Origin of the sequence: Methylibium sp. (assembly GCF_013817345.1) — a bacterium.
Classification (GTDB): domain Bacteria; phylum Pseudomonadota; class Gammaproteobacteria; order Burkholderiales; family Burkholderiaceae_C; genus Methylibium.
Map to the genome: position 1 here is coordinate 17946 of NZ_JACDCW010000010.1, position 19722 is coordinate 37667.

The following is a 19722-nucleotide window of genomic DNA, read 5'->3' on the forward strand; positions in this document are numbered from 1 at the left end:
TCACTGGCTGATCTGCCGGCCCGCTTCGACCTGCGACTCGAAATAGCGCTGCCCGCTGAAGGCGATGGTGGCGATCAACACAGTCGAGCCGACCGTCAAGGCCGCGAGGACGCCCAGCACCGCGAGCCAGCCGCTGCTTGTTGCGGCCGCACCGGCGTTGAAGCGCGCGTTCCACTTCTCGTCGGGCATGAGGCCATACACGATGGCCGCCAGCATGCTGGCCGAGAGTGCCAGCCCGAGCAGCGGAATCAAGGCCCAGGCAAGACGGTCGTCGTGGCCGAGTTCGAGCATGCGCCACACGCCGTAGGCGCCGAGCAGCGCCGGTGGCAGGTGCAGCCAGCCCCAGATGTCCTTCGGGCCGTGCAGGTAGAAGCGGTGCAGACCCAGGCTGCCGGCGACGAAGGCGAGCCAAGTGGCGAGCGTCTTCGATTTAGCCGCGTTCATGCAGCGGTGGCCGGCTGCGGGCCGTCGCCGACGGGCGCGCTGTCACCCAGCCCCAGCGCGCGCTGCAGGATCACCACGTCGAGCCAGCGGCCGAACTTCCATCCGGCCGAGCGCATCGTGCCCACGTCGGTGAAGCCGAGCGAGCGGTGCACACCCACCGAAGCGGCGTTGGCGCTGTCGCCGATCACCGCGAACATCTGCCGTGCACCGAGCGCTTCGCAGCGCGCGACCAGCTCGGCCAACAGCAGCCGGCCGACGCCGCGGCCTTGCGCTTCAGGCGAGAGGTAGATCGAATCCTCGAGCGCGAAACGGTAGGCCGTACGGGGCCGGAAGTGGTTGGCATAGGCGAAGCCGAGCACCGTGCCGGCCTGCTCGGCCACCAGCCACGGCAGCCCTTTGGCCAGCACTTCGTTGCGGCGGCGGGCCATTTCATCCAGGCCGGGTGCAGCGAGCTCGAAGGTGCCGCTGCTGTGTTCCGTGTGCCAGCCGTAGATCGTGCCGATGGCCGGCAGGTCGGCGGCACGGCTGGGCCGCAACAGCAGGGTTTGAAGCGGGACGGGTTCGCTCATCGGCAGCAAGTTTATAATGCGCGGTTTCGGTGACTGGTGCTATTGACGTGGCGCCTGTTCGAAGAACCGACGTAACCCACGTGTCAGCGCAAGCTGGCGTCCCCCGATTCGCAAGCCCCGAGCCGTGATGTCCACAGGCGGGCGCAGTGGATTTCGCAAACTTGAAGGAAACATCATGGTCGTGATCCGACTTGCACGCGGCGGCTCCAAGAAGCGCCCCTTCTACAACATCGTTGCCGCCCCGGCGCGCAACCGCCGCGACGGCCGCTTCCTCGAGCGTGTGGGTTTCTACAACCCGGTCGCCTCCGGGGGTGAAGAGCCGCTGCGCGTGGTGTTCGACCGCGTCGATTACTGGGTCAGCCACGGCGCGCAGATGTCGCCCACCGTGGCCCGCCTGGTGCAGGACGCCAAGGCCAAGGTCGCTCCCGCAGCGGTCTGATTCCACAGCGACAACGGGTCGACGTGGCTACTGCCTCGCAGGACGACGCCGTCGTCTGGCCCGAGGACGCCATCGAGGTCGGCCGCATCGTCGATGCCTGGGGTCTGCAGGGCGGCATCAAGGTGGTGCCGTTCTCCAGCGATCCACAGGCGTTGTTCTCGTCGCGCCGCTGGTTCTTGCAGCCGCCGGAGAACAAGCTCCCGACTCGGGACGCGGCCCGTGTACCGAGCCTGCTGCACATCACGCAGGCGCGTTTTCAAGGCGACGTCATCGTCGCCAACGTGCGTGACCTGGCGGACCGCACGGCGGCCGAGGCCTTGCGCGGCTGTCGAGTGTTCGTCCCGCGCGCGAGCTTCCCGAGCACGCAGGCTGACGAGTACTACTGGCACGACCTGATCGGCCTGGCGGTCGTCAACCGGGAAGGCGAGTCCCTGGGCACGGTGGCTGGCCTGCTCGACACCGGCGCGCACAGCGTTTTGCGCGTTGCGCCGGCCACAAGCGACGCGGCCAGCGACGCCAGCGAGCGATTGATTCCCTTCGTTGCAGCCTACGTCGATGGGGTCGATCTGACGGAGCGCCGGATCACGGTCGATTGGGGCCTCGATTACTGAGGCGCGGTACATGCGCTTCGACGTCCTGACGCTGTTTCCCGAATGGTTCGCCCCGCTGCGCACCGTGGGCATCACACGGCGCGCCTTCGATGGCGGCGGCGTGGATCTGCACCTGTGGCCGTTGCGCGACTTTGCCGACGACGCCTATCGGCGGGTCGACGACCGCTGCTTCGGCGGCGGCCCGGGCATGGTGATGCTGGTCGAACCGCTGGAGCGTGCGCTGGCCGCGGCACGCAGCGCTCAAGTCGAGGCAGGTGCGCCGCGCACGCCGGTGCTGTTGTTCAGCCCGGCTGGAACGAAGCTGTCGCAGGCGCGTGTTGAAGCGTTGGCTGCCGGCCCTGGCGCGGTGCTGGTGTGCGGGCGCTACGAAGGCATCGACCAGCGCTTCATCGAGCGCCATGTCGATGAGGAACTGAGCCTGGGCGATTTTGTGCTTTCCGGCGGCGAAATGGCCGCGCTTGCGCTGCTCGACGCGACGGCCCGGTTGCAGCCCGGCGTGCTGCGCGATCCAGAGTCGCATCGTCAGGACAGCTTCTCGGACGGTCTGCTCGACTGCCCGCATTACAGCCGGCCTGAGCGGCTGGGCAGCGCTGCACTGGATACCGTGCCCTCGGTGCTGCTGTCGGGTCATCACGCCGAGATTGCACGCTGGCGGCGCGAGCGCCAACTCGAACTCACCGCGCGGCGCCGACCCGACCTGATCGAAGCGGCCCGCGTGGCGGGACGCCTCACGCCCGCCGACGAGCGCTACCTGGGCGGGCTGCCTCTATAATCTGCGATTTTTCGATCCTCTGCCCGGCCCTGGCCACTTCGGCCCAGCGATGCGCGTGCATGATCATCAGGAGCCAAACCCATGGACTTGATCCAAACCCTCGAGCAGGAAGAGATCGCTCGCCTGAACAAGACGATTCCGCCTTTCGCCCCCGGCGACACGGTGATCGTTAGCGTCAAGGTGGTCGAAGGCACGCGCAAGCGGCTGCAGGCCTACGAAGGCGTCGTGATTGCCAAGCGCAATCGCGGCCTCAACAGCGCGTTCATCGTGCGCAAGATCTCCAGCGGCGAAGGCGTCGAGCGCACGTTCCAGCTCTACAGCCCGCTGATCGCAGCGATCGAGGTCAAACGCCGCGGCGACGTGCGCCGCGCCAAGCTCTATTACCTGCGCGAGCGTAGCGGCAAGTCGGCGCGCATCAAGGAAAAGCTCGGCTGATGAAGTCGAAGTCGCCCGCGGGCGCGAGCTCCGGGCCGCGCTTCAGCGCGAAGCAATTTTGGCGCGGCCCCGCGCAGCCGGCCATATCGAACGCCGGCCTGCCTTCAGCCTGATTCGACCGCCACATCAACCGCTGCGCCATCCCGGCCTGGCGGTTTTTTCATGTCCAGACTGCCCGTTTTCGATCCGGAAGAGCTTCCCGTGATTGCAGCGGTGGGCGATCTGCCGCCGGTACCCGCCGAGCGGCTGACGCCTGCTGCCTTGCGCGAGCGCTTCCGTGCGCCGCCGGTCTGGCAGCCCGAGCTTTTGGCCGATCGCCCGGGACTGCAGCGCACGCCGGCGCGGGCCTCGGTGCTCGTCGCACTCGTGCTGCGCGATGAGCTCACCGTGCTGCTGACGCGCCGCACCGATCACCTACGACACCACGCGGGGCAGATCAGCTTTCCCGGCGGGCGCGCCGAGCCGGGCGATGCGGATTGCCTTGCCACTGCCTTGCGCGAGGCGCAGGAAGAAGTTGGGCTGGCGCCGAGCGAGGCCGAGGTGATCGGCCTGCTGCCGCAGTACACAACCGTTACGCAGTTCGTCGTCACGCCGGTGGTCGCGTTGGTCACGCCCGCCTTCACGCTGCGGCCCGACCCGGGCGAGGTCGACGAGGTGTTCGAGGTGCCGCTCGCCTTCCTGATGAACCCGGCGCACCACGAGCGCCGCGGCATCGAGATCGAGGGGGCGACCCGCGAGTTCTTCAGCATGCCGTGGTCGGGCGCGGACGCACTCGGCGCGTCGCGCCGCTACTTCATCTGGGGTGCGACCGCAGCCATGCTGCGCAACTTCTACCGCTTCCTCAGCGCCTGAGCGGCACGGCCGCAACGAGTGCGCGACAAGTCGCTGGCTATCATCGAAGCATGAGTTTTTTCGCGGTCTTGCTGGCCCTGGTGATCGAGCAGTTGCGGCCGCTGCCGCGCCAGAACGGGGTTCACGAAGCGCTCGTTGCCTGGACGCGCTGGATCGGCCGCAATTTCGACGCCGGCCGCGACCACCATGCGTGGGTCGTCTGGCTGATCAGCGCACTGCTGCCGACGCTGGCTGTCGCTGCGATCTTCATCGCGCTGGTGCGTGTGAACCCGCTGCTCGGCTTCGGCTGGAACGTCGTGGTGCTCTACCTCACGCTCGGCTTTCGTCAGTTCAGCCACTACTACACCGACATCCGCGACGCGCTCGAGCGCCGCGACGAGGTGCAGGCGCGTTCGCTGCTCGCTCAATGGCGCCACCTCGACGCAAGCGACCTGCCGCGCACGGAACTGCTGCGCCACGTGATCGAGCATTCGCTGCTGGCGGCGCACCGCCATGTGTTCGGCGTGTTCTTCTGGTTCGTGCTGCTGGGCTCGTTCGGGCTCGGCCCGGCCGGCGCGGTGCTTTATCGGTTGGCCGAGTTCGCCAGCCGCTTCTGGGCCTTTCGTAGCCACACCGTCGGCATGCCCACCAACGAGCGGCTGATGCAGCGCTCGCAGCAGATCTTCTCGCTGATGGACCACATGCCGGCTCGGCTCACCGCCTTCGGCTTCGCGGTCGTCGGCAACTTCGAAGAGGCGATCTCCTGCTGGCGTCGCGACGCCTCGTTGTGGCAGCACTCGAGCGACGGCGTGATCCTGGCTTCAGCCGCCGGCGCGGTCGGCGTGCGCCTGGGCGGCAGCGCTGCACCGCCGCTGGCGGCCGACCTGTCCAAAGGCCTCACCGCCGGTGGCGGCGCAGACGATATCCATTCGCTCGGGTCCACGCCCGGCGCCGCGCCTGAGTTTGGCCACTTGCGAAGCGTGGTCGGCCTGGTGTGGCGCTCGGTGGTGCTGTGGATGCTGCTGCTGGCGTTGATGACGCTGGCCAATCTGATCGGCTGAGCCGCGGGCTCCGAGCCGGCCGGGCCGCGCTTCAACACGGCAACGCGCAGCGCGGCGAAGCCGCCGTGGTGCCTCACGAACCGGCGTCGTTCTTGATGAAAGCCTCGACATCGTCCAGCACCGGCGCAAGCCAGCGCAAGGGTCGTGCGAAGGCTCCCACCAGGCTGACGTGATCGACGCGCTCGTACCAGCGCAAGGTGACATCGGTGCCTGCACGCTGCAGCCGCTCGGCGAGTTGTGCCGTGTTGCGCTGCGGATTGACCACGGCATCTTCGCGTGCCGCGCCGAGGAAGCTGCGCACCGCGTGCTGGTCCGCATGGCGGATCGGCTGCGAATCCGGCGGCACATTCGGATGGTGGAACACCGGGCGCACGTCGGGGTTGACGATGGGCACGAAGTCGTAGGGCCCGGCCAAGCCGATCCAGCCGGCCAGCCGTTCGGGGGCGAGCCCTTGCGTGGCCAGCCAGCGCCCGTCGAGCGCCAGCATGGCCGCGTTGTAGGCGCCGGCGCTGTGGCCCATCACGAACACGCGCTCGGCGTTGCCGCCGAAGCGCGGCGCCTCGCGCAGCGCAAAGGCGAGGGCGCCGGCGCAATCGACCAGAAAGTCGGGGTAGCGCACCCGCGGGTAGAGCCGGTAGTCGGCCACCAGGGTGAGCACGCCGCGCGAAGCGAGCGCCTCGCCGATGAAGCGGTAGTCGTTGCGCTCGCCGCTGTTCCAGGAACCGCCGTAGAAAAAAAGCACCACCGGGTGGCCACCGGGTGGCGCCGGGGTGGTCGGCTGGTAGATGTCGAGGCGCTGGCGCGGGTCGTTGCCGTAGGCGAGGTCAGGCGTGAGCGTGTGCGTGCCGTCCGGCAGCAGCGCGTTGAGCGCAAGCGTAGGGGAGCATGCGGTCAGGGCCAGCGCGCTGGCCGCAAGCCCGCTGGAAAACATCATCAGGCGGCGCGTCTTCATCGCAGCGCATACGCGCGCTGCGCGCCGTCGGATGCGAACACGGCTTCAGACGGGGCCGAGCCGTGCCCGATGCCGCGCGATCTGCACCCGCACCTGCGCCGGTGCCGTACCGCCGAGCACCTGCCGTGCATCGAGCGAGCCGCGCAGCGTGAGCAGGGCATACACCTCTTCGCCGATCGACGGGTGAAAAGTCTGCAGCGTGGCCAGCGGCAGCTCCGACAGATCGACGCGCTGAGCGATGGCGACCTTGACCGCATGCGCAACCACCTCATGCGCATCGCGAAACGGCAGCCCCTTCTTCACCAAGTAGTCGGCCAGATCGGTCGCGGTGGCGTAGCCCTTGAGCGCGGCGCGCTCCATTGCCTCGGGCTTGACGCTGATGCCTCCGACCAGTTCCGCAAAGATGCGCAGGGTGTCGCTCAGCGTATCGACCGTGTCGAACAGCGGCTCCTTGTCTTCCTGGTTGTCCTTGTTGTAGGCCAGTGGCTGGCCCTTCATCAAGGTGAGCAGGCCCATCAGGTGGCCAACCACGCGGCCGGTCTTGCCGCGCGCGAGTTCGGGGACGTCGGGGTTCTTCTTCTGCGGCATGATCGACGAGCCGGTGCAGAAGCGATCGGCCAGGTCGATGAAGCCGAAGCTCTGGCTCATCCACAGGATCAGCTCCTCGCTCAGGCGCGACACGTGCACCATGCACAGCGCTGCGGCGGCAGAGAACTCGATGGCGAAGTCGCGGTCGCTCACGGCGTCGAGAGAGTTCTGGCACACGCCCTCGAAGCCGAGCGTGCGCGCGACACGCTCGCGGTCGAGCGGGTAGCTCGTCCCGGCCAGCGCCGCGGCGCCGAGCGGCAGGCGATTGACGCGTTTGCGCACGTCGATCAGGCGTTCGGCGTCCCGCGAGAACATCTCCACATACGCCAGCAGATGGTGGCCGAAGCTCACCGGCTGTGCCACCTGCAGGTGCGTGAAGCCGGGCAGGATCACCTCGGCGTTGGGTTCGGCCACATCGACCAGTGCGCGTTGCAGCGCCGTGAGCAGCGCGCACAGGGTGTCGATTTCGCCGCGCAGCCACAGGCGCACATCCGTGGCGACCTGGTCGTTGCGCGAGCGGCCGGTGTGCAGGCGCTTGCCGGCGTCGCCGACGAGTTGGGTCAGGCGCGCCTCGATGTTGAGGTGCACGTCCTCAAGCTCTAGCTTCCATTCGAAGGTGCCCGTTTCGATGTCGGCCGCAATCTGCGCCATGCCGCGCACGATGGCGGCGTGGTCGTCGGCACCGAGGATGCGCTGCGCGGCAAGCATCTCCGCATGGGCGAGCGACGCGTCGATGTCGGCGCGCCACAGGCGCTTGTCGAAATCGACGCTGGCCGTGTAGCGCTGCACCAGCTCGCTCATCGGTTCCGAGAACAGCGCCGACCAGGCTCGTGACTTCTTGTCGAATTGGTTGTCGTTGCTCATCGAGGGGCGGGTGCTGCGGCTTGCCGTGGACCGCATGGGTTGTGGACAATCGATTGTAGAAGGCGCCTTTTCGCTCTCGCGCCGCTCCTGCACCGCTCCTGCACCGCTCCTGACCGAAACCCGAACGCGACGAACGCCGGTGACTGCCGCGAAATCCTCTGCTCCGCCGGTCGGCCGCACGCCGGCGTCCGGCCTGGGCACGAGCACGGCACCCGTGCTGCTCAGCACCGGCTTCGGCGGTCTGGACGGCGACACGCCGGACAGGCGCCTGGCTGACAACCGAAGCTCGGCCTTCGACGTCTGCCACGTCGGCGTCGTGCTGCGGGCGGTCTTGTTCGTGCATGGCGTGCTTGCGCTCGGCGTGGCCTTTTCGGTGGCCGATGCCGGTGCGTGGTGGCGCCAGTTCGCGGCCACTTCGGCGGTGGCGCTCCCAGCCTTGCTGGTCTGGTTGATCACCGCCTGCCTCGCCGAGCGCCGCCTGGCCCGGCTGCCGGCCGGCGCGCAATGGGCCGCCGCGATCTCGTGGGGAGGGGCCTGCGCCCTGGCGGCGCGCAGTTTGTGGGACTGGGTGCAGTGGCCCGCGGCGACGCCCGAAGCCAGCGTGCTGCAGGCCTTCGCCGTGGCAGCGACGGGTGCCGCCATGGCTGCCGCCTTCTTCCACTGGCTACGCCAGCGCGCCCGGCTGCAGCTGCCGGCGGCCACCACGGCGAGGCTGGCGGAACTGCAGTCGCGCATTCGTCCGCATTTCTTGTTCAACACCTTGAACACTGCGATTGCGCTGGTGCGCATCGACCCGTCCCGGGCCGAGACGGTGCTGGAAGACCTGGCAGAACTGTTCCGCGTGGCGCTGTCAGACGGCGGGCCGCAGGCCGCAACCACCCTGGGCGACGAGATCGAGCTGGCGCGCCGCTATCTTCAGATCGAGGAGCTGCGTTTCGGCGCGCGCCTTCAAGTGCGTTGGGAACTCGACCCCCAGGCCGATGGCGCCAGGCTGCCGCCCCTGCTGCTGCAGCCGCTGGTCGAGAACGCTGTCAAGCACGGCATCGAACCGGCCGCGCAAGGCGGCATGCTGCGGGTGCGCACGAGGGTGCGGCGCAATCAGGTCGAAATCCTCGTCGCCAACAGCCTGCCGGGGAGCTCCGCAGCGCCGGCCGTGCCCGGGCACGGCATCGCGCTGCGCAATGTGCACGAGCGACTGCGGCTCATGCACGACGTCGCAGCCGACTTCAGCGCACGCCGCCATGGCGATGTCTACCGGGTGCAGATCGTGGTGCCGCTGTGAACGAGATGACCACCGTAGACAAGTCCTTGCGCGTGCTGATCGTCGACGATGAGCCGCTGGCGCGCCTGCGACTCGCGCAACTGGTGCGCGAGGTCGGCGCGGCGAGCGAGTCGGGCGTGGAGGTGGTGGGTGAGCTGGGTGACGCACAGGCGGTGTTGCACTGGTTGGAGCAGGCTTCCGCCGACGTGCTGCTGCTCGACATCCAGATGCCCGGCCTGGACGGCATCGCACTGGCCGCACGCCTGCAGGCGCTGCCCCGGCCCCCGGCAGTGGTTTTCATCACGGCGCACGCCGAGCATGCCTTGCGTGCCTTCGAATTGGAGGCGACTGACTACCTCGCGAAACCGGTTCGGCGAGAACGTCTGCAGGCTGCCCTGGCCCGCGTGGCGCGCCGCCTGTTCGCAGCCGGCGGAACGTCTGTCGCTGCAGAGCCCGTCATCGTGGTCAGCGAACGCGGCCGGCTGGTGCGTGTGCCGCTGGCCGAAGTGCTGTATCTCAAGGCCGAACTCAAATACGTGACCCTGCGCACCGCGCGACACAGCTACGTGCTCGACGAAGCGCTGGCCGATCTGGAACAGCGGTTGGGTGAGCCCTTTCTGCGCGTGCATCGCAATGCCGTGGTCGCCAAGTCCGCCGTCCGCGCACTCGAGCACCGTGCCAGCGAGGAGGAGGGCGCCGAAGGCTGGGCGGTACAGGTCAGCCCGACCGAGGAATGGCTCGCAGTCTCCCGACGGCAGATCGGCGCGGTGCGCCAAGCGCTGGCGGACGGTGGGCTGTGAGTCCGTGCGGACGGTCATGACGGCGCGATACGGCAGGGCTTGAGGGTGCTGGCCGACTGAGCAACCCGACTTTCGCATTGGATGAAAGAGCAGCGCTCGGTCCACCGGGCGCCCGCCGCACGGTGAGCGCGAGAAGGCGCCGCCGATAATCGGCGCGATGCATCCCACCGCTTTGCTCGACCTTGCCGGCGAGTTGCTAGGCGCCGTGCTCAGATTCGAGCAGCCGGCCGACGCGGTCGTTTCCTCCTTCTTCCGCCAGCACCGCAATCTCGGCCAGCGCGAGCGCCATGCTCTGGCCGAAACGGTTTACACCGTTTTGCGTCGGCGACCGCTACTACAGCATTTCGCGCAGTCGGGCTCGGGGCCTTTGGAGCGCCGGCTGGCGCTGCTCGGCTGGCAAGGCAGTGAAGGCTTTTTCGGTGGCACGCTCGCACCACCTGAAACCGAATGGCTCGAGCGCGTTCGTGGCGTCGCGACGGAAAGCCTGCCCGAGCCGCTGCGCCACAACCTGCCCGACTGGCTCGCCGGCGCACTGAAGTCGGCGCTCGGCGACGAAGAGTTTTGGTCGCTGGTGGCCAGCCTCGATACCCCCGCGCCACTCGACCTGCGTGTCAACGCGCTTCGCGCCAAGCGCGAGGAGGTCAGGACTGGTCTTGCAGATGCCGGCATCGAGACGCAGCCGACGCCGCATTCGCCTTGGGGCCTGCGCGCCACCGGCAAGCCGGCGATCAGCAAGCTCGACGTGTTTACGCGGGGCGATGTCGAGGTGCAGGACGAGGGCAGCCAGTTGCTGGCCCTGCTGACCGAGGCGCGGCGCGGCGAGATGGTGGTCGATTTCTGTGCCGGCGCCGGCGGCAAGACGCTGGCGCTCGGCGCGATGATGCGCAATACCGGCCGGCTCTACGCCTTCGACGTGTCTGGTCACCGGCTCGATGCGCTCAAGCCGCGGTTGGCGCGCAGCGGTCTGTCCAATGTCTATGCGGTACAGATCGCGCATGAGCGGGACGATCGTATCGAGCGCCTGGCTGGAAAGATGGACCGCGTGCTGGTCGACGCCCCCTGCTCGGGGCTGGGGACCTTGCGTCGCAATCCCGATCTGAAGTGGCGACAGTCGCCACAGACGATCGATGCCTTGCGAGAGGGACAGACGGCGATTCTGAACAGCGCGGCGCGCCTTCTCAAGTCGGGCGGCCGGCTCGTTTATGCGACTTGCAGTCTGCTCGAGGCGGAGAACGAGAAGATCGCGCAGCGCTTCGGCACCGAGCACCGCGAGTTCGTGCCGCTGCCCGTTGTCGCCGCGCTCCGGCGGGCCGGGCTGGGGCAAGCGCTGGATCTCGTCGCAGACGACTATCTGCGTTTGTGGCCTCATCGGCACGCAACCGACGGCTTCTTCGCGGCCACGTGGCAACGCAAATGAGAAGAGTGGCTGCCGTGAACGTTGCGCTCGCCGTGTACTCCAAGCGAAGGCGACTGCAATAGACGGCTTTTTTCTGGGGTTTCTCCGGGGCTCGCCAACTACAATCTGCTGTTGCTCAAAAGGATACGAATGGAATCGATATCGACCTTGTGGTTTGCGCTGATCGATGGCCTCGCTGATGGATGGCTGCAGGCTTCCTGGTGGCAGGTCCTGATCGCCGCTTTGGTATTCACGCACATCACCATCGCCGCCGTCACGATCTTCCTGCACCGCTCGCAGGCGCACCGCTCGCTCGATCTGCATCCGGCTGTGATGCATTTCTTCCGTTTCTGGCTGTGGCTGACCACCGGCATGGTGACCAAGGAGTGGGTCGCGATCCATCGCAAGCACCACGCCAAGTGCGAGACGCACGACGACCCGCACAGCCCTCAGACCCGCGGCATCAAGGCCGTGTTGCTGACCGGTAGCGAGATGTACCGCGCCGAAGCCAAGAACGAGGAAACGCTGGCCAAGTTCGGCCACGGCACCCCTGACGACTGGATCGAGCGCAACCTCTATACCCGCTACAGCTGGCAGGGCGTGGGCCTCATGCTGCTCGTCAACCTGTTCCTGTTCGGCGCCATCGGCGCGTCGGTATGGGCGCTGCAAATGGCCTGGATCCCGATCACCGCGGCCGGCATCATCAACGGCCTGGCGCACTGGTGGGGCTACCGGAGCTTCGAGGCCCCCGATGCTTCGACCAACATCTCGCCCTGGGGCATCATCATCGGCGGCGAGGAGTTGCACAACAACCACCACACCTACCCGACCTCGGCCAAGCTGTCGGTCAAGCCCTACGAGTTCGACATCGGCTGGGCCTACATCCGTGGGCTGGAAATGCTGGGCCTCGCCACCGTGCGCAAGACGCCGCCGAAGATGGCACTGGGCGCCCTGAAGCCGGTGGCAGACAGCCAGACGCTGGAAGCCATCATCAACCACCGCTACGAATTGATGGCCAGCTACGGCCGCGATCTCAAGGCCGCTTGTGCGACCGAGATGGCGCGCCTCAAAGCCAGCGGCCAGCCGGACCCGGCCAAGCAGGCCCAATTGAGGCTGGCCCAGCGCTGGCTGCACCGTGACGACGACCGCATTCCGCACGCGGTGCGGTCGCAGGTGGCCTCCGCACGCGCGGAGCATCCGGTGCTCGACATGCTGGTGACGATGCGCGAAGAACTGCGCCAGTTGTGGACCCGCACCAACGTGTCGGCCGAGCAACTGGTGGCGGACCTGCAGGCATGGTGCAAGAAGGCCGAGGAAAGCGGTATTGCAACCTTGCAGGAGTTTGCGTTGCGGCTGCGCGCGGCGCACGCCTGAAGACGGCGATCCGCTCACCGACGAAAGCGCCCTGCGGGGCGCTTTTTTCATGGAGCGCGCGCGGGGGCTTGCGGTTGCGCTTGGCCACTCGCGGAGCAACAAAAAACCCGCCGGGCCAAAGCCGGGCGGGTTCTTGCTGAGAAAGGGGCCGAATTACTTCAGCTTCACTTCCTTGTAGGCGACATGTTTACGAGCCTTGGGATCGAACTTCATGATCTCCATCTTCTCGGGCATCGTCTTCTTGTTCTTGTCGGTCGTGTAGAAGTGACCGGTGCCGGCAGTCGATTCCAGCTTGATCTTTTCGCGTCCACCTTTGGCCATGATGTGCTCCTTGCTTTCGGGTCAGGCGATCAGAGTTCGCCGCGGGTGCGCAGGTCGGCGACGACCTTCTCGATCCCCACCTTGTCGATCAGGCGCAGCGCGGCGTTGCTGATGCGCAGGCGGACCCAGCGGTTCTCGGTTTCGAGCCAGAAACGGCGGTACTGCAGGTTAGGCAGGAAGCGGCGCTTCGTTTTGTTGTTCGCGTGGGAAACATTGTTCCCAACCATCGGGCGCTTGCCCGTGACTTGACAGACGCGTGCCATGACGCTTCTCCGTTCGTAATTCGCTAGGTTTGAATCGGCATACAGAGCAGGCGTTCCTGCCTGGTGCGTGCCCTTCCGGCGCCTTCGCGTGCCGCATACGGCAGGCTGCAGGTGCCGGGTCTGATATCCGGCAAAGAGCGCGATTATAGACGCACGGCAGCGGCTGGGGGCACCGCGCGCTCAGAGCGTGCCGTCCTGCTCCAGGAAGCGCTGCGCATCGAGCGCAGCCATGCAGCCGGTGCCGGCGCTGGTGATCGCCTGGCGGTACACATGGTCCTGCACGTCTCCGGCGGCGAACACACCGGGCACGCTGGTCATGGTGGCAAAGCCGGACAGGCCGCTTTTGGTGATGATGTAGCCGTCCTTCATCTCGACCTTGCTTTGGAAGACTTCGGTATTGGGTTGGTGGCCGATGGCAATGAAGCAGCCTTGCAGCTTCAACTCGTGGGTGCTGCCGTCTTGCGTGCTTTTCAGGCGGATGCCGGTGACGCCGCTGGTATCGCCGAGCACTTCGTCGAGCACATGGAAGAGCTTGAGCTCGATCTTTCCGGCGGCGGCCTTCTCCATCAGCTTGTCCACCAGGATCGGTTCGGCCTTGAACTTGTCGCGGCGATGGACCAGCGTCACCTTGCTGGCAATGTTCGACAGGTACAGCGCTTCCTCGACCGCGGTGTTGCCCCCGCCGATCACGCACACCTCCTGGTCCCGATAGAAGAAGCCGTCGCACGTAGCGCAGCCGCTGACGCCGCGGCCCATGAAGGCCTGCTCCGAGGGCAGGCCCAGGTACTTGGCCGAGGCGCCTGTGGCGACGATCAGCGCGTCGCAGGTGTAGCCGCCGGCATCGCCGGTCAGCACGAAGGGGCGTTTGGAAAAATCGACCGTGTTGATGTGGTCGAACACGATCCGCGTCTTGAAGCGCTCCGCGTGCTCGAGAAAACGCTGCATGAGATCGGGCCCCTGCACGCCATGCACGTCGGCCGGCCAGTTGTCGACATCGGTGGTCGTCATGAGCTGCCCGCCTTGAGCGAGGCCGGTCACGAGCATCGGCTCGAGGTTGGCGCGGGCAGCGTAGAGCGCCGCGGTGTAGCCGGCGGGACCGGAGCCGAGGATCAGAACCTTCGCGTGCGGGGTTTGTGGCGTGCTCATGGGTAGGGGTGCGGGTGTGGTTCACCGGCCATTTAAGGGTGCGTCCGGGGTTGTGAGCGCTGACCTTCGGTTAGAGTGGCCGGCGGCAACAAATCACGCTTCTCTGCCGTTCCTGCGGCGCAGCGTGGATTGTAGGTAAGGTCATCGAGAGGCGTTGCAAGCCGGTCGGCGGCCGCGATCGATGCACAACAAACCAGGAGGATGTCTGATGGCGATGTTGTCCAATCTCGACCTGATCCGGCGTGTGCCGCTGTTCTCGCTGCTTACCGGCGAGCAGGCCCAGTCGATTGCCGATGGCGTGGTGAAGCGGCGCTACCGGCGCGGCGAAACCATCGTCGAACAGGGCACGAAATCCAACTCGCTGTTCATCCTGCTCACCGGGCGCGCCCGCGTCGTCACGGCGGATGCGCGTGGCCGGGAGGTCATCCTGGCGGTGCTGCAGCCGGGCGACTACCTCGGCGAGATGAGCCTCATCGACAACGAGCCGCATTCCGCAACGGTCCGCGCCGAGGTGCAGAGCGATGCGCTGGTGCTCGGCCGTTCCGAGTTCACGCGTTGCCTGCCGGAGAACTCGAGCCTGTCGTACGCGATCATGCGCGGCCTGGTTTCGCGGCTGCGCTCGGCCGACCGGCAGATCGAATCGTTGGCGCTGCTCGACGTGTACGGCCGGGTCGCTCGCGCGTTGCTCGACATGTCCGAAGACGGCGCCGATTACAAGCTCATCCGCAACAAGGTCTCGCGGCAGGACCTCGCCAAAGTGGTCGGCGCCTCCCGCGAGATGGTCAGCCGCGTGATGAAAGACCTGGAAGAGCGCGGCTTCATCAAGACGCAGGACACCGGTGCGGTCCACATCATGGAGCGGCTGGCGCAGCGCTGAGAGGAAGACGTCCCGGCTCGTGCGGTCCCGGCTCGCTCCGGGCATCGCACCAACCCGGTGGCAGCGACGCCGCTGCGCTGTGCAACGGTTGTCGCGGTGGCGAAGAACGCCAGAGTGCGACTGTGTGAACCACTGCACCGCCTGAGCATCGCGCAACAGATCGACACCGCCACGGCGGCAAGCGGCACGCCGCTCGGGCGACAATCGCCGCCATGAGTTTTCCCCTCGGTTCTCTCGGCGCCGACGGCGCCGCACTCTCCGCCCGAAGCGCCGCGCCCCAGACCGCTGCAACGCGTTGGCGTCTCCAGTTCGCAGTGGTGTTCGGCGGCGTCGTCTGGTTGCTGGCGCTGCTGGCGCTGCTCACCCACAGCGCGGGCGATCCCGCGTGGTCGACCTCCGGCCTGCGCCCCGACATCCACAACGGCGCCGGTGCGGTCGGCGCCTGGTTTGCGGACCTCGCTTTCTTCCTGTTGGGCCATTCGGCCTGGTGGCTGCTGCCGCTCGGGGCGCGTGCCTGGCTCGGCGCGCTGGCGCTGTGGCTGCGGGGTGACCGGGCGGCAACCCGGGCCGATCCGGTGGCAGCGCGGCCGGACTGGCTGCTGTGGTTCGGTGTCGTGCTGCTGCTGGCCGCGAGCTGTTCGCTCGAGCACACGCGCTTGTATCAATGGGAGGCCGGCTTGCCGGGCGGCCACGCCGGCGGCGCGCTCGGCTATGCGCTGGGCGCTGCCAGCGTGAAGGCGATCGGCTTCACCGGCTCGGGCGTGTTCTGGATTGCGGCGCTGGTGGCGAGCTTGCCGCTGGCGTTGCGCTTTTCGTGGCCGGTGGTCGCGGAGCAGCTCGGTGCCGCGCTGGAAGGTCTGCGCGAGAAGCGGATTGAGCGCATCGAGCGCGCCGAGGACATCCGCCTCGGAGAGCAGGCGCTGCGCGAACGCGAAACCGTGGTCGAGTCCGAGCGCGTGCAGCTCGGCGACCACGCACCCCTGGTCATCGAAGCGCCGATCGTCGAGCTTCCGAAAAGCGAACGAGTCGCCAAGGAAAAACAGAAACCGCTGTTCACCGAACTGGCCGACACCAAGCTGCCGCAGGTCGATCTGCTCGACGCCGCGCCCGGCCGCATGGAGACGGTGACGCCCGAGTCGCTCGAGATGACTTCGCGGCTGATCGAGAAGAAGCTCAAGGATTTCGGCGTCGAGGTGCGCGTGGTGGCGGCCTCGCCCGGCCCGGTGATCACGCGCTACGAGATCGAGCCGGCCACCGGCGTGAAAGGCTCGCAGATCGTCGGTCTGGCCAAGGACCTCGCGCGTTCGCTGAGCCTCGTGAGCATCCGCGTGGTCGAGACGATTCCCGGCAAGAACTACATGGCGCTGGAGCTGCCCAATGCCAAGCGGCAGATGATCCGTCTGGCCGAGATCCTCGGCTCGCAGGCCTACAACGACGCCGCCTCCATGCTCACCATCGGCCTGGGCAAGGACATCGTCGGCGGCCCGGTCGTCGCCGATCTCGCGAAGATGCCGCACTGCCTCGTCGCGGGCACCACCGGCGCGGGCAAATCGGTCGGCATCAACGCCATGATCCTCAGCCTGCTCTACAAGGCCGAGGCGCGCGACGTGCGGCTGATCCTCATCGACCCCAAGATGCTGGAGATGAGCATCTACGAGGGCATTCCGCACCTGCTGTGCCCGGTGGTCACCGACATGAAGCAGGCCGCCAACGCGCTCAACTGGGGCGTGGGCGAGATGGAGCGGCGCTACAAGCTGATGAGCAAGCTGGGCGTGCGCAACCTGGCCGGCTACAACAAGAAGATCGACGAGGCCGCGGCCAAGGGCGACAAGCTGCCCAACCCTTTCAGCCTCACGCCCGAGCAGCCCGAGCCGCTGGAGCGCCTGCCGCACGTGGTGATCGTCATCGACGAGCTCGCCGACCTGATGATGGTGGTCGGCAAGAAGATCGAGGAGCTGATCGCTCGCCTGGCGCAGAAAGCACGTGCGGCCGGCATCCACCTGATCCTCGCCACGCAGCGGCCCAGCGTCGACGTGATCACCGGCCTCATCAAGGCGAACATTCCGACGCGCATTGCGTTTCAGGTCAGCAGCAAGATCGACTCGCGCACCATCCTCGACCAGATGGGCGCCGAAGCGCTGCTCGGCATGGGTGACATGCTCTACATGCCTTCAGGCACCGGCCTGCCGGTGCGCGTGCACGGCGCCTTCGTCAGCGACGAGGAAGTCCACCGCGTCGCCGACTACCTGCGCAGCCAGGGCGAACCCAACTACATCGAAGGCATTCTCGAGGGCGGCACGCTCGACGAGGAGGGCGGTGTGGCCGGCGAGGGCGGCGGCGCGGCGGACGCCGAGGCGGACCCCATGTACGACCAGGCCGTGGCCACCGTGTTGCAGCACAAGCGAGCTTCCATATCGCTGGTGCAGCGCCACCTGCGCATCGGCTACAACCGCGCGGCGCGGCTGCTGGAACAAATGGAGAAATCCGGGCTCGTATCGGGCATGGCGACGAACGGCAACCGCGACCTGCTGGTGCCCCGGCGCGATGCTGAATAAAGGATCGAGCGATGAAGGATGAAGGACTCCGGCGCTCGCGCGGATCGTTCGGCGAGGGTGGGCAGAGCAGCAAGCGTCCGTCTTTTGTCGCTCGCATGTGCGTGGCCGGCCTGTTGACGCTGGCCGCAACCACCGCCCGCGCCGACGCGCTCGACACGCTGAAGGCCTTCATCAGCGAAGTGAAGACCGGCCGCGCCGCCTTCACGCAAACAGTGACCTCGCCCGACGGCGTCAAGAAGCGCAGCTCCAGCGGCAGCTTCGAGTTCGCCCGTCCGAACCGCTTCCGCTTCGCCTACGTGAAGCCCTACGAGCAGTTGATCGTCGCCGACGGCCAGAAGGTCTGGCTCTACGACACCGACCTCGAGCAGGTCACCGTGCGTGCTTTCGATCAGGCGCTGGGCGCGACGCCGGCCGCCTTGCTGGCGGGCGGCTCGCTGGAGCGCGACTTCGAGCTGAAGGCGCTGCCCGACGAGGGCGGGCTGCAGTGGGTGCAGGCACTGCCGCGCGTGAAGGACGGGTCTTTCCAGTCGCTGAAGATCGGTTTTCGCGACGGCACGTTGGCCGCAGTGGAGATCGTCGATGCCTTCGGGCAGCGTTCGCGGCTGGCGTTCTCGCAGGTCGAGGCCAACCCGGCGTTGCCACCCGGGCGCTTCATGTTCACCCCGCCGGCCGACGTTGACGTGATTGCGCAGTAGCCACCGAGGGAAAGAGACCGCCGCGACCGCGGCTTCTCGCGTACCGCGCGCCGGCGCTCGAGCGGACAAGCGCCGCGAAAGCTGTGCTTTGCCGCTGCCACAATCGACGACATGCCCTCGATGAGCCTGCCGCTGGAGCCCGCTGCCGCGTCTCCCGCGGACGATGCCGCGCCGCTGGCCGAGCGGCTGCGCCCGCGCTCGCCGGCCGAGGTCATCGGCCAATCCCAACTGCTCGGTGAAGGCAAGCCGCTGTCCGCAGCTTTTGCCTCGGGGCGGCCGCATTCGATGATCCTGTGGGGCCCGCCCGGCACCGGCAAGACGACCCTGGCGCGGCTGATGGCCGATGCCTTCGATGCGCAGTTCATCGCCATCTCGGCGGTGCTCGGCGGCGTGAAGGACATCCGCGAGGCGGTCGAGCAGGCGCAGGTCGCGCGGGGCATGGGCCGGCGCACCATCCTCTTCGTCGATGAGGTTCACCGCTTCAACAAGTCGCAGCAGGACGCCTTCCTGCCGCACGTGGAGTCGGGCCTGTTCACCTTCATCGGTGCAACCACCGAGAACCCGTCGTTCGAGGTCAACTCGGCGCTGCTGTCGCGGGCGCAGGTGTACGTGCTCAAGTCGCTGGGCGATGATGACCTGCGCCTGTTGTTCGAGCGCGCGCACGACAAGGCGCTGGCCCACCTTCAGTTCGATGCCGTCGCGATCGACACGCTCATCGGCTACGCCGACGGCGACGCGCGGCGCTTCCTCAATCTGCTGGAACAGGCCGACACGGCGGCGCGCTCGGCGGGGGTTCAAACCATCGACGCGAAGTTCGTCGAGAACGCGCTCAGCCTCAACGTGCGCCGCTTCGACAAGGGCGGCGACAACTTCTACGACCAGATTTCGGCGCTGCACAAGTCGGTGCGCGGCTCGCACCCCGACGCCGCGCTGTACTGGCTGTGCCGCATGCTCGACGGGGGTGCGGACGCCAAGTACCTCTCGCGCCGCATCGTGCGCATGGCGTGGGAAGACATCGGCCTGGCCGACCCGCGGGCGCTGCAGATCACCAACGATGCCGCCGCCACCTACGAGCGGCTTGGTTCACCCGAAGGCGAGCTGGCGCTGGCCCAAGCCGTCATCTATCTCGCCCTGGCCCCCAAGAGCAACGCCGGCTATCAGGCCTACAACCAGGCCCGCGCCTTCGTGAAGCAGGACCGCTCGCGCGAGGTGCCGGTGCACCTGCGCAATGCGCCGACCAAGCTCATGAAGGAGCTCGGCCACGGGCGCGAGTACCGCTACGCGCACGACGAGCCGCACGGCTATGCGGCGGGCGAAACCTACCTGCCTGAAGGCATGAGCGAGCCTGGCTGGTACCGCCCGGTGCCGCGCGGCCTGGAAGCGAAGATCGCCGAGAAGATGGCTTTCCTGCGCGGCCTCGACGACGAGGCGACGGAAAGCTAGCTCAACCGCGCCGTGCCGTGCCGTG

Annotated in this window: 21 protein-coding genes; 14 read left to right on the forward strand and 7 right to left on the reverse strand. The window is 67.4% G+C overall.

From position 1 onward, the window contains the following. Together H0W40_RS03235 and H0W40_RS03240 are read right to left on the reverse strand one after the other, a co-directional pair. A complete protein-coding gene (locus tag H0W40_RS03235; protein ID WP_292443127.1) occupies positions 1 to 444 on the reverse strand; it encodes a TM2 domain-containing protein in 444 nt (147 codons plus the stop codon). After that, positions 441 to 1013 (reverse strand): GNAT family N-acetyltransferase, encoded by a 573-nt coding sequence (locus H0W40_RS03240; RefSeq protein WP_292443129.1) that lies wholly within the window; start codon positions 1011 to 1013, stop codon positions 441 to 443. Before H0W40_RS03240 ends, H0W40_RS03235 begins: the two co-directional genes overlap by 4 nt. 175 nt (positions 1014 to 1188) lie before the next feature. Between H0W40_RS03240 and rpsP the strand changes: the two genes are divergently transcribed. The 6 genes from rpsP to H0W40_RS03270 all read left to right on the forward strand — a co-directional run bounded on the left by rpsP (position 1189) and on the right by H0W40_RS03270 (position 5162). Beyond that, entirely contained in the window at positions 1189 to 1452 is a 264-nt protein-coding gene (gene rpsP / locus H0W40_RS03245) for a 30S ribosomal protein S16 (RefSeq protein WP_292443131.1), read from the forward strand. 23 nt (positions 1453 to 1475) lie between these two features. Then, a complete protein-coding gene (rimM, locus tag H0W40_RS03250; RefSeq protein WP_292443133.1) occupies positions 1476 to 2063 on the forward strand; it encodes a ribosome maturation factor RimM in 588 nt (195 codons plus the stop codon). 10 nt (positions 2064 to 2073) lie between these two features. Then, positions 2074 to 2835: a tRNA (guanosine(37)-N1)-methyltransferase TrmD gene (gene trmD, locus H0W40_RS03255; protein WP_292443135.1), complete on the forward strand. Its 762-nt coding sequence runs from the start codon at positions 2074 to 2076 to the stop codon at positions 2833 to 2835. Between the two features lie 81 nt (positions 2836 to 2916). Further along, the gene (gene rplS / locus H0W40_RS03260; protein ID WP_292443137.1) at positions 2917 to 3270 is read left to right on the forward strand and encodes a 50S ribosomal protein L19; all 354 of its coding nucleotides are present in this window, start codon (positions 2917 to 2919) and stop codon (positions 3268 to 3270) included. Positions 3271 to 3432: 162 nt separating this feature from the next. Further along, positions 3433 to 4122, forward strand: coding sequence for a CoA pyrophosphatase (locus H0W40_RS03265; RefSeq protein WP_292443139.1), 690 nt, complete (start codon positions 3433 to 3435; stop codon positions 4120 to 4122). Between the two features lie 50 nt (positions 4123 to 4172). Continuing rightward, a complete protein-coding gene (locus H0W40_RS03270; RefSeq protein ID WP_292443140.1) occupies positions 4173 to 5162 on the forward strand; it encodes a CobD/CbiB family protein in 990 nt (329 codons plus the stop codon). Positions 5163 to 5235: 73 nt separating this feature from the next. Here the strand turns inward: H0W40_RS03270 and H0W40_RS03275 are convergent, their stop codons facing one another. Beyond that, the gene (locus tag H0W40_RS03275; protein ID WP_292443142.1) at positions 5236 to 6114 is read right to left on the reverse strand and encodes an alpha/beta hydrolase; all 879 of its coding nucleotides are present in this window, start codon (positions 6112 to 6114) and stop codon (positions 5236 to 5238) included. A 45-nt stretch (positions 6115 to 6159) separates the two neighbouring features. Beyond that, the gene (gene argH / locus H0W40_RS03280) at positions 6160 to 7566 is read right to left on the reverse strand and encodes an argininosuccinate lyase (RefSeq protein WP_292443144.1); all 1407 of its coding nucleotides are present in this window, start codon (positions 7564 to 7566) and stop codon (positions 6160 to 6162) included. 139 nt (positions 7567 to 7705) lie between these two features. Between argH and H0W40_RS03285 the strand changes: the two genes are divergently transcribed. From H0W40_RS03285 to H0W40_RS03300, 4 genes are all read left to right on the forward strand, one after another. Next, positions 7706 to 8848, forward strand: a complete 1143-nt coding sequence (locus H0W40_RS03285) for a sensor histidine kinase (protein WP_292443145.1) — start codon at positions 7706 to 7708, stop codon at positions 8846 to 8848. Between the two features lie 5 nt (positions 8849 to 8853). After that, positions 8854 to 9627, forward strand: coding sequence for a LytTR family DNA-binding domain-containing protein (locus H0W40_RS03290; RefSeq protein WP_292443147.1), 774 nt, complete (start codon positions 8854 to 8856; stop codon positions 9625 to 9627). 157 nt (positions 9628 to 9784) lie between these two features. After that, positions 9785 to 11044: an RsmB/NOP family class I SAM-dependent RNA methyltransferase gene (locus H0W40_RS03295; RefSeq protein WP_292443148.1), complete on the forward strand. Its 1260-nt coding sequence runs from the start codon at positions 9785 to 9787 to the stop codon at positions 11042 to 11044. Positions 11045 to 11173: 129 nt separating this feature from the next. Beyond that, positions 11174 to 12397, forward strand: a complete 1224-nt coding sequence (locus tag H0W40_RS03300; RefSeq protein ID WP_292443150.1) for an acyl-CoA desaturase — start codon at positions 11174 to 11176, stop codon at positions 12395 to 12397. Between the two features lie 153 nt (positions 12398 to 12550). Here H0W40_RS03300 and rpmG read toward each other — a convergent pair whose 3' ends face one another. The 3 genes from rpmG to trxB form a co-directional block, all read right to left on the reverse strand. Continuing rightward, positions 12551 to 12718 (reverse strand): 50S ribosomal protein L33, encoded by a 168-nt coding sequence (rpmG, locus tag H0W40_RS03305; RefSeq protein WP_292443151.1) that lies wholly within the window; start codon positions 12716 to 12718, stop codon positions 12551 to 12553. A gap of 29 nt (positions 12719 to 12747) precedes the next feature. Beyond that, entirely contained in the window at positions 12748 to 12981 is a 234-nt protein-coding gene (rpmB, locus tag H0W40_RS03310; protein WP_292443153.1) for a 50S ribosomal protein L28, read from the reverse strand. A gap of 180 nt (positions 12982 to 13161) precedes the next feature. Further along, the gene (gene trxB, locus H0W40_RS03315) at positions 13162 to 14127 is read right to left on the reverse strand and encodes a thioredoxin-disulfide reductase (protein WP_292443155.1); all 966 of its coding nucleotides are present in this window, start codon (positions 14125 to 14127) and stop codon (positions 13162 to 13164) included. Between the two features lie 208 nt (positions 14128 to 14335). Between trxB and H0W40_RS03320 the strand changes: the two genes are divergently transcribed. From H0W40_RS03320 to H0W40_RS03335, 4 genes are all read left to right on the forward strand, one after another. Continuing rightward, the gene (locus H0W40_RS03320) at positions 14336 to 15004 is read left to right on the forward strand and encodes a Crp/Fnr family transcriptional regulator (RefSeq protein ID WP_292443157.1); all 669 of its coding nucleotides are present in this window, start codon (positions 14336 to 14338) and stop codon (positions 15002 to 15004) included. A 212-nt stretch (positions 15005 to 15216) separates the two neighbouring features. Further along, positions 15217 to 17559, forward strand: a complete 2343-nt coding sequence (locus H0W40_RS03325) for a DNA translocase FtsK (RefSeq protein ID WP_292443158.1) — start codon at positions 15217 to 15219, stop codon at positions 17557 to 17559. A gap of 95 nt (positions 17560 to 17654) precedes the next feature. Further along, positions 17655 to 18254: an outer membrane lipoprotein chaperone LolA gene (lolA, locus tag H0W40_RS03330; RefSeq protein WP_292443201.1), complete on the forward strand. Its 600-nt coding sequence runs from the start codon at positions 17655 to 17657 to the stop codon at positions 18252 to 18254. Between the two features lie 111 nt (positions 18255 to 18365). Beyond that, the gene (locus H0W40_RS03335) at positions 18366 to 19697 is read left to right on the forward strand and encodes a replication-associated recombination protein A (RefSeq protein ID WP_292443160.1); all 1332 of its coding nucleotides are present in this window, start codon (positions 18366 to 18368) and stop codon (positions 19695 to 19697) included. The last annotated feature ends 25 nt before the right edge of the window (positions 19698 to 19722 follow it).

What these genes read in the sequence shown, in the direction of transcription:
- H0W40_RS03290 (WP_292443147.1), top strand. Translation starts at nt 8,854, where the DNA reads ATGACCACCGTAGACAAGTCCTTGCGCGTGCTGATCGTCGACGATGAG.
- H0W40_RS03270 (WP_292443140.1), top strand. Translation starts at nt 4,173, where the DNA reads ATGAGTTTTTTCGCGGTCTTGCTGGCCCTGGTGATCGAGCAGTTGCGG.
- lolA (WP_292443201.1), top strand. Translation starts at nt 17,655, where the DNA reads ATGTGCGTGGCCGGCCTGTTGACGCTGGCCGCAACCACCGCCCGCGCC.
- argH (WP_292443144.1), bottom strand. Translation starts at nt 7,566, where the DNA reads ATGAGCAACGACAACCAATTCGACAAGAAGTCACGAGCCTGGTCGGCG.
- rpmB (WP_292443153.1), bottom strand. Translation starts at nt 12,981, where the DNA reads ATGGCACGCGTCTGTCAAGTCACGGGCAAGCGCCCGATGGTTGGGAAC.
- H0W40_RS03265 (WP_292443139.1), top strand. Translation starts at nt 3,433, where the DNA reads ATGTCCAGACTGCCCGTTTTCGATCCGGAAGAGCTTCCCGTGATTGCA.
- rplS (WP_292443137.1), top strand. Translation starts at nt 2,917, where the DNA reads ATGGACTTGATCCAAACCCTCGAGCAGGAAGAGATCGCTCGCCTGAAC.
- H0W40_RS03295 (WP_292443148.1), top strand. Translation starts at nt 9,785, where the DNA reads ATGCATCCCACCGCTTTGCTCGACCTTGCCGGCGAGTTGCTAGGCGCC.
- H0W40_RS03235 (WP_292443127.1), bottom strand. Translation starts at nt 444, where the DNA reads ATGAACGCGGCTAAATCGAAGACGCTCGCCACTTGGCTCGCCTTCGTC.
- trmD (WP_292443135.1), top strand. Translation starts at nt 2,074, where the DNA reads ATGCGCTTCGACGTCCTGACGCTGTTTCCCGAATGGTTCGCCCCGCTG.
- H0W40_RS03275 (WP_292443142.1), bottom strand. Translation starts at nt 6,114, where the DNA reads ATGAAGACGCGCCGCCTGATGATGTTTTCCAGCGGGCTTGCGGCCAGC.
- rpsP (WP_292443131.1), top strand. Translation starts at nt 1,189, where the DNA reads ATGGTCGTGATCCGACTTGCACGCGGCGGCTCCAAGAAGCGCCCCTTC.
- H0W40_RS03320 (WP_292443157.1), top strand. Translation starts at nt 14,336, where the DNA reads ATGGCGATGTTGTCCAATCTCGACCTGATCCGGCGTGTGCCGCTGTTC.
- trxB (WP_292443155.1), bottom strand. Translation starts at nt 14,127, where the DNA reads ATGAGCACGCCACAAACCCCGCACGCGAAGGTTCTGATCCTCGGCTCC.
- H0W40_RS03300 (WP_292443150.1), top strand. Translation starts at nt 11,174, where the DNA reads ATGGAATCGATATCGACCTTGTGGTTTGCGCTGATCGATGGCCTCGCT.
- H0W40_RS03335 (WP_292443160.1), top strand. Translation starts at nt 18,366, where the DNA reads ATGCCCTCGATGAGCCTGCCGCTGGAGCCCGCTGCCGCGTCTCCCGCG.
- rpmG (WP_292443151.1), bottom strand. Translation starts at nt 12,718, where the DNA reads ATGGCCAAAGGTGGACGCGAAAAGATCAAGCTGGAATCGACTGCCGGC.
- H0W40_RS03240 (WP_292443129.1), bottom strand. Translation starts at nt 1,013, where the DNA reads ATGAGCGAACCCGTCCCGCTTCAAACCCTGCTGTTGCGGCCCAGCCGT.
- H0W40_RS03325 (WP_292443158.1), top strand. Translation starts at nt 15,217, where the DNA reads ATGAGTTTTCCCCTCGGTTCTCTCGGCGCCGACGGCGCCGCACTCTCC.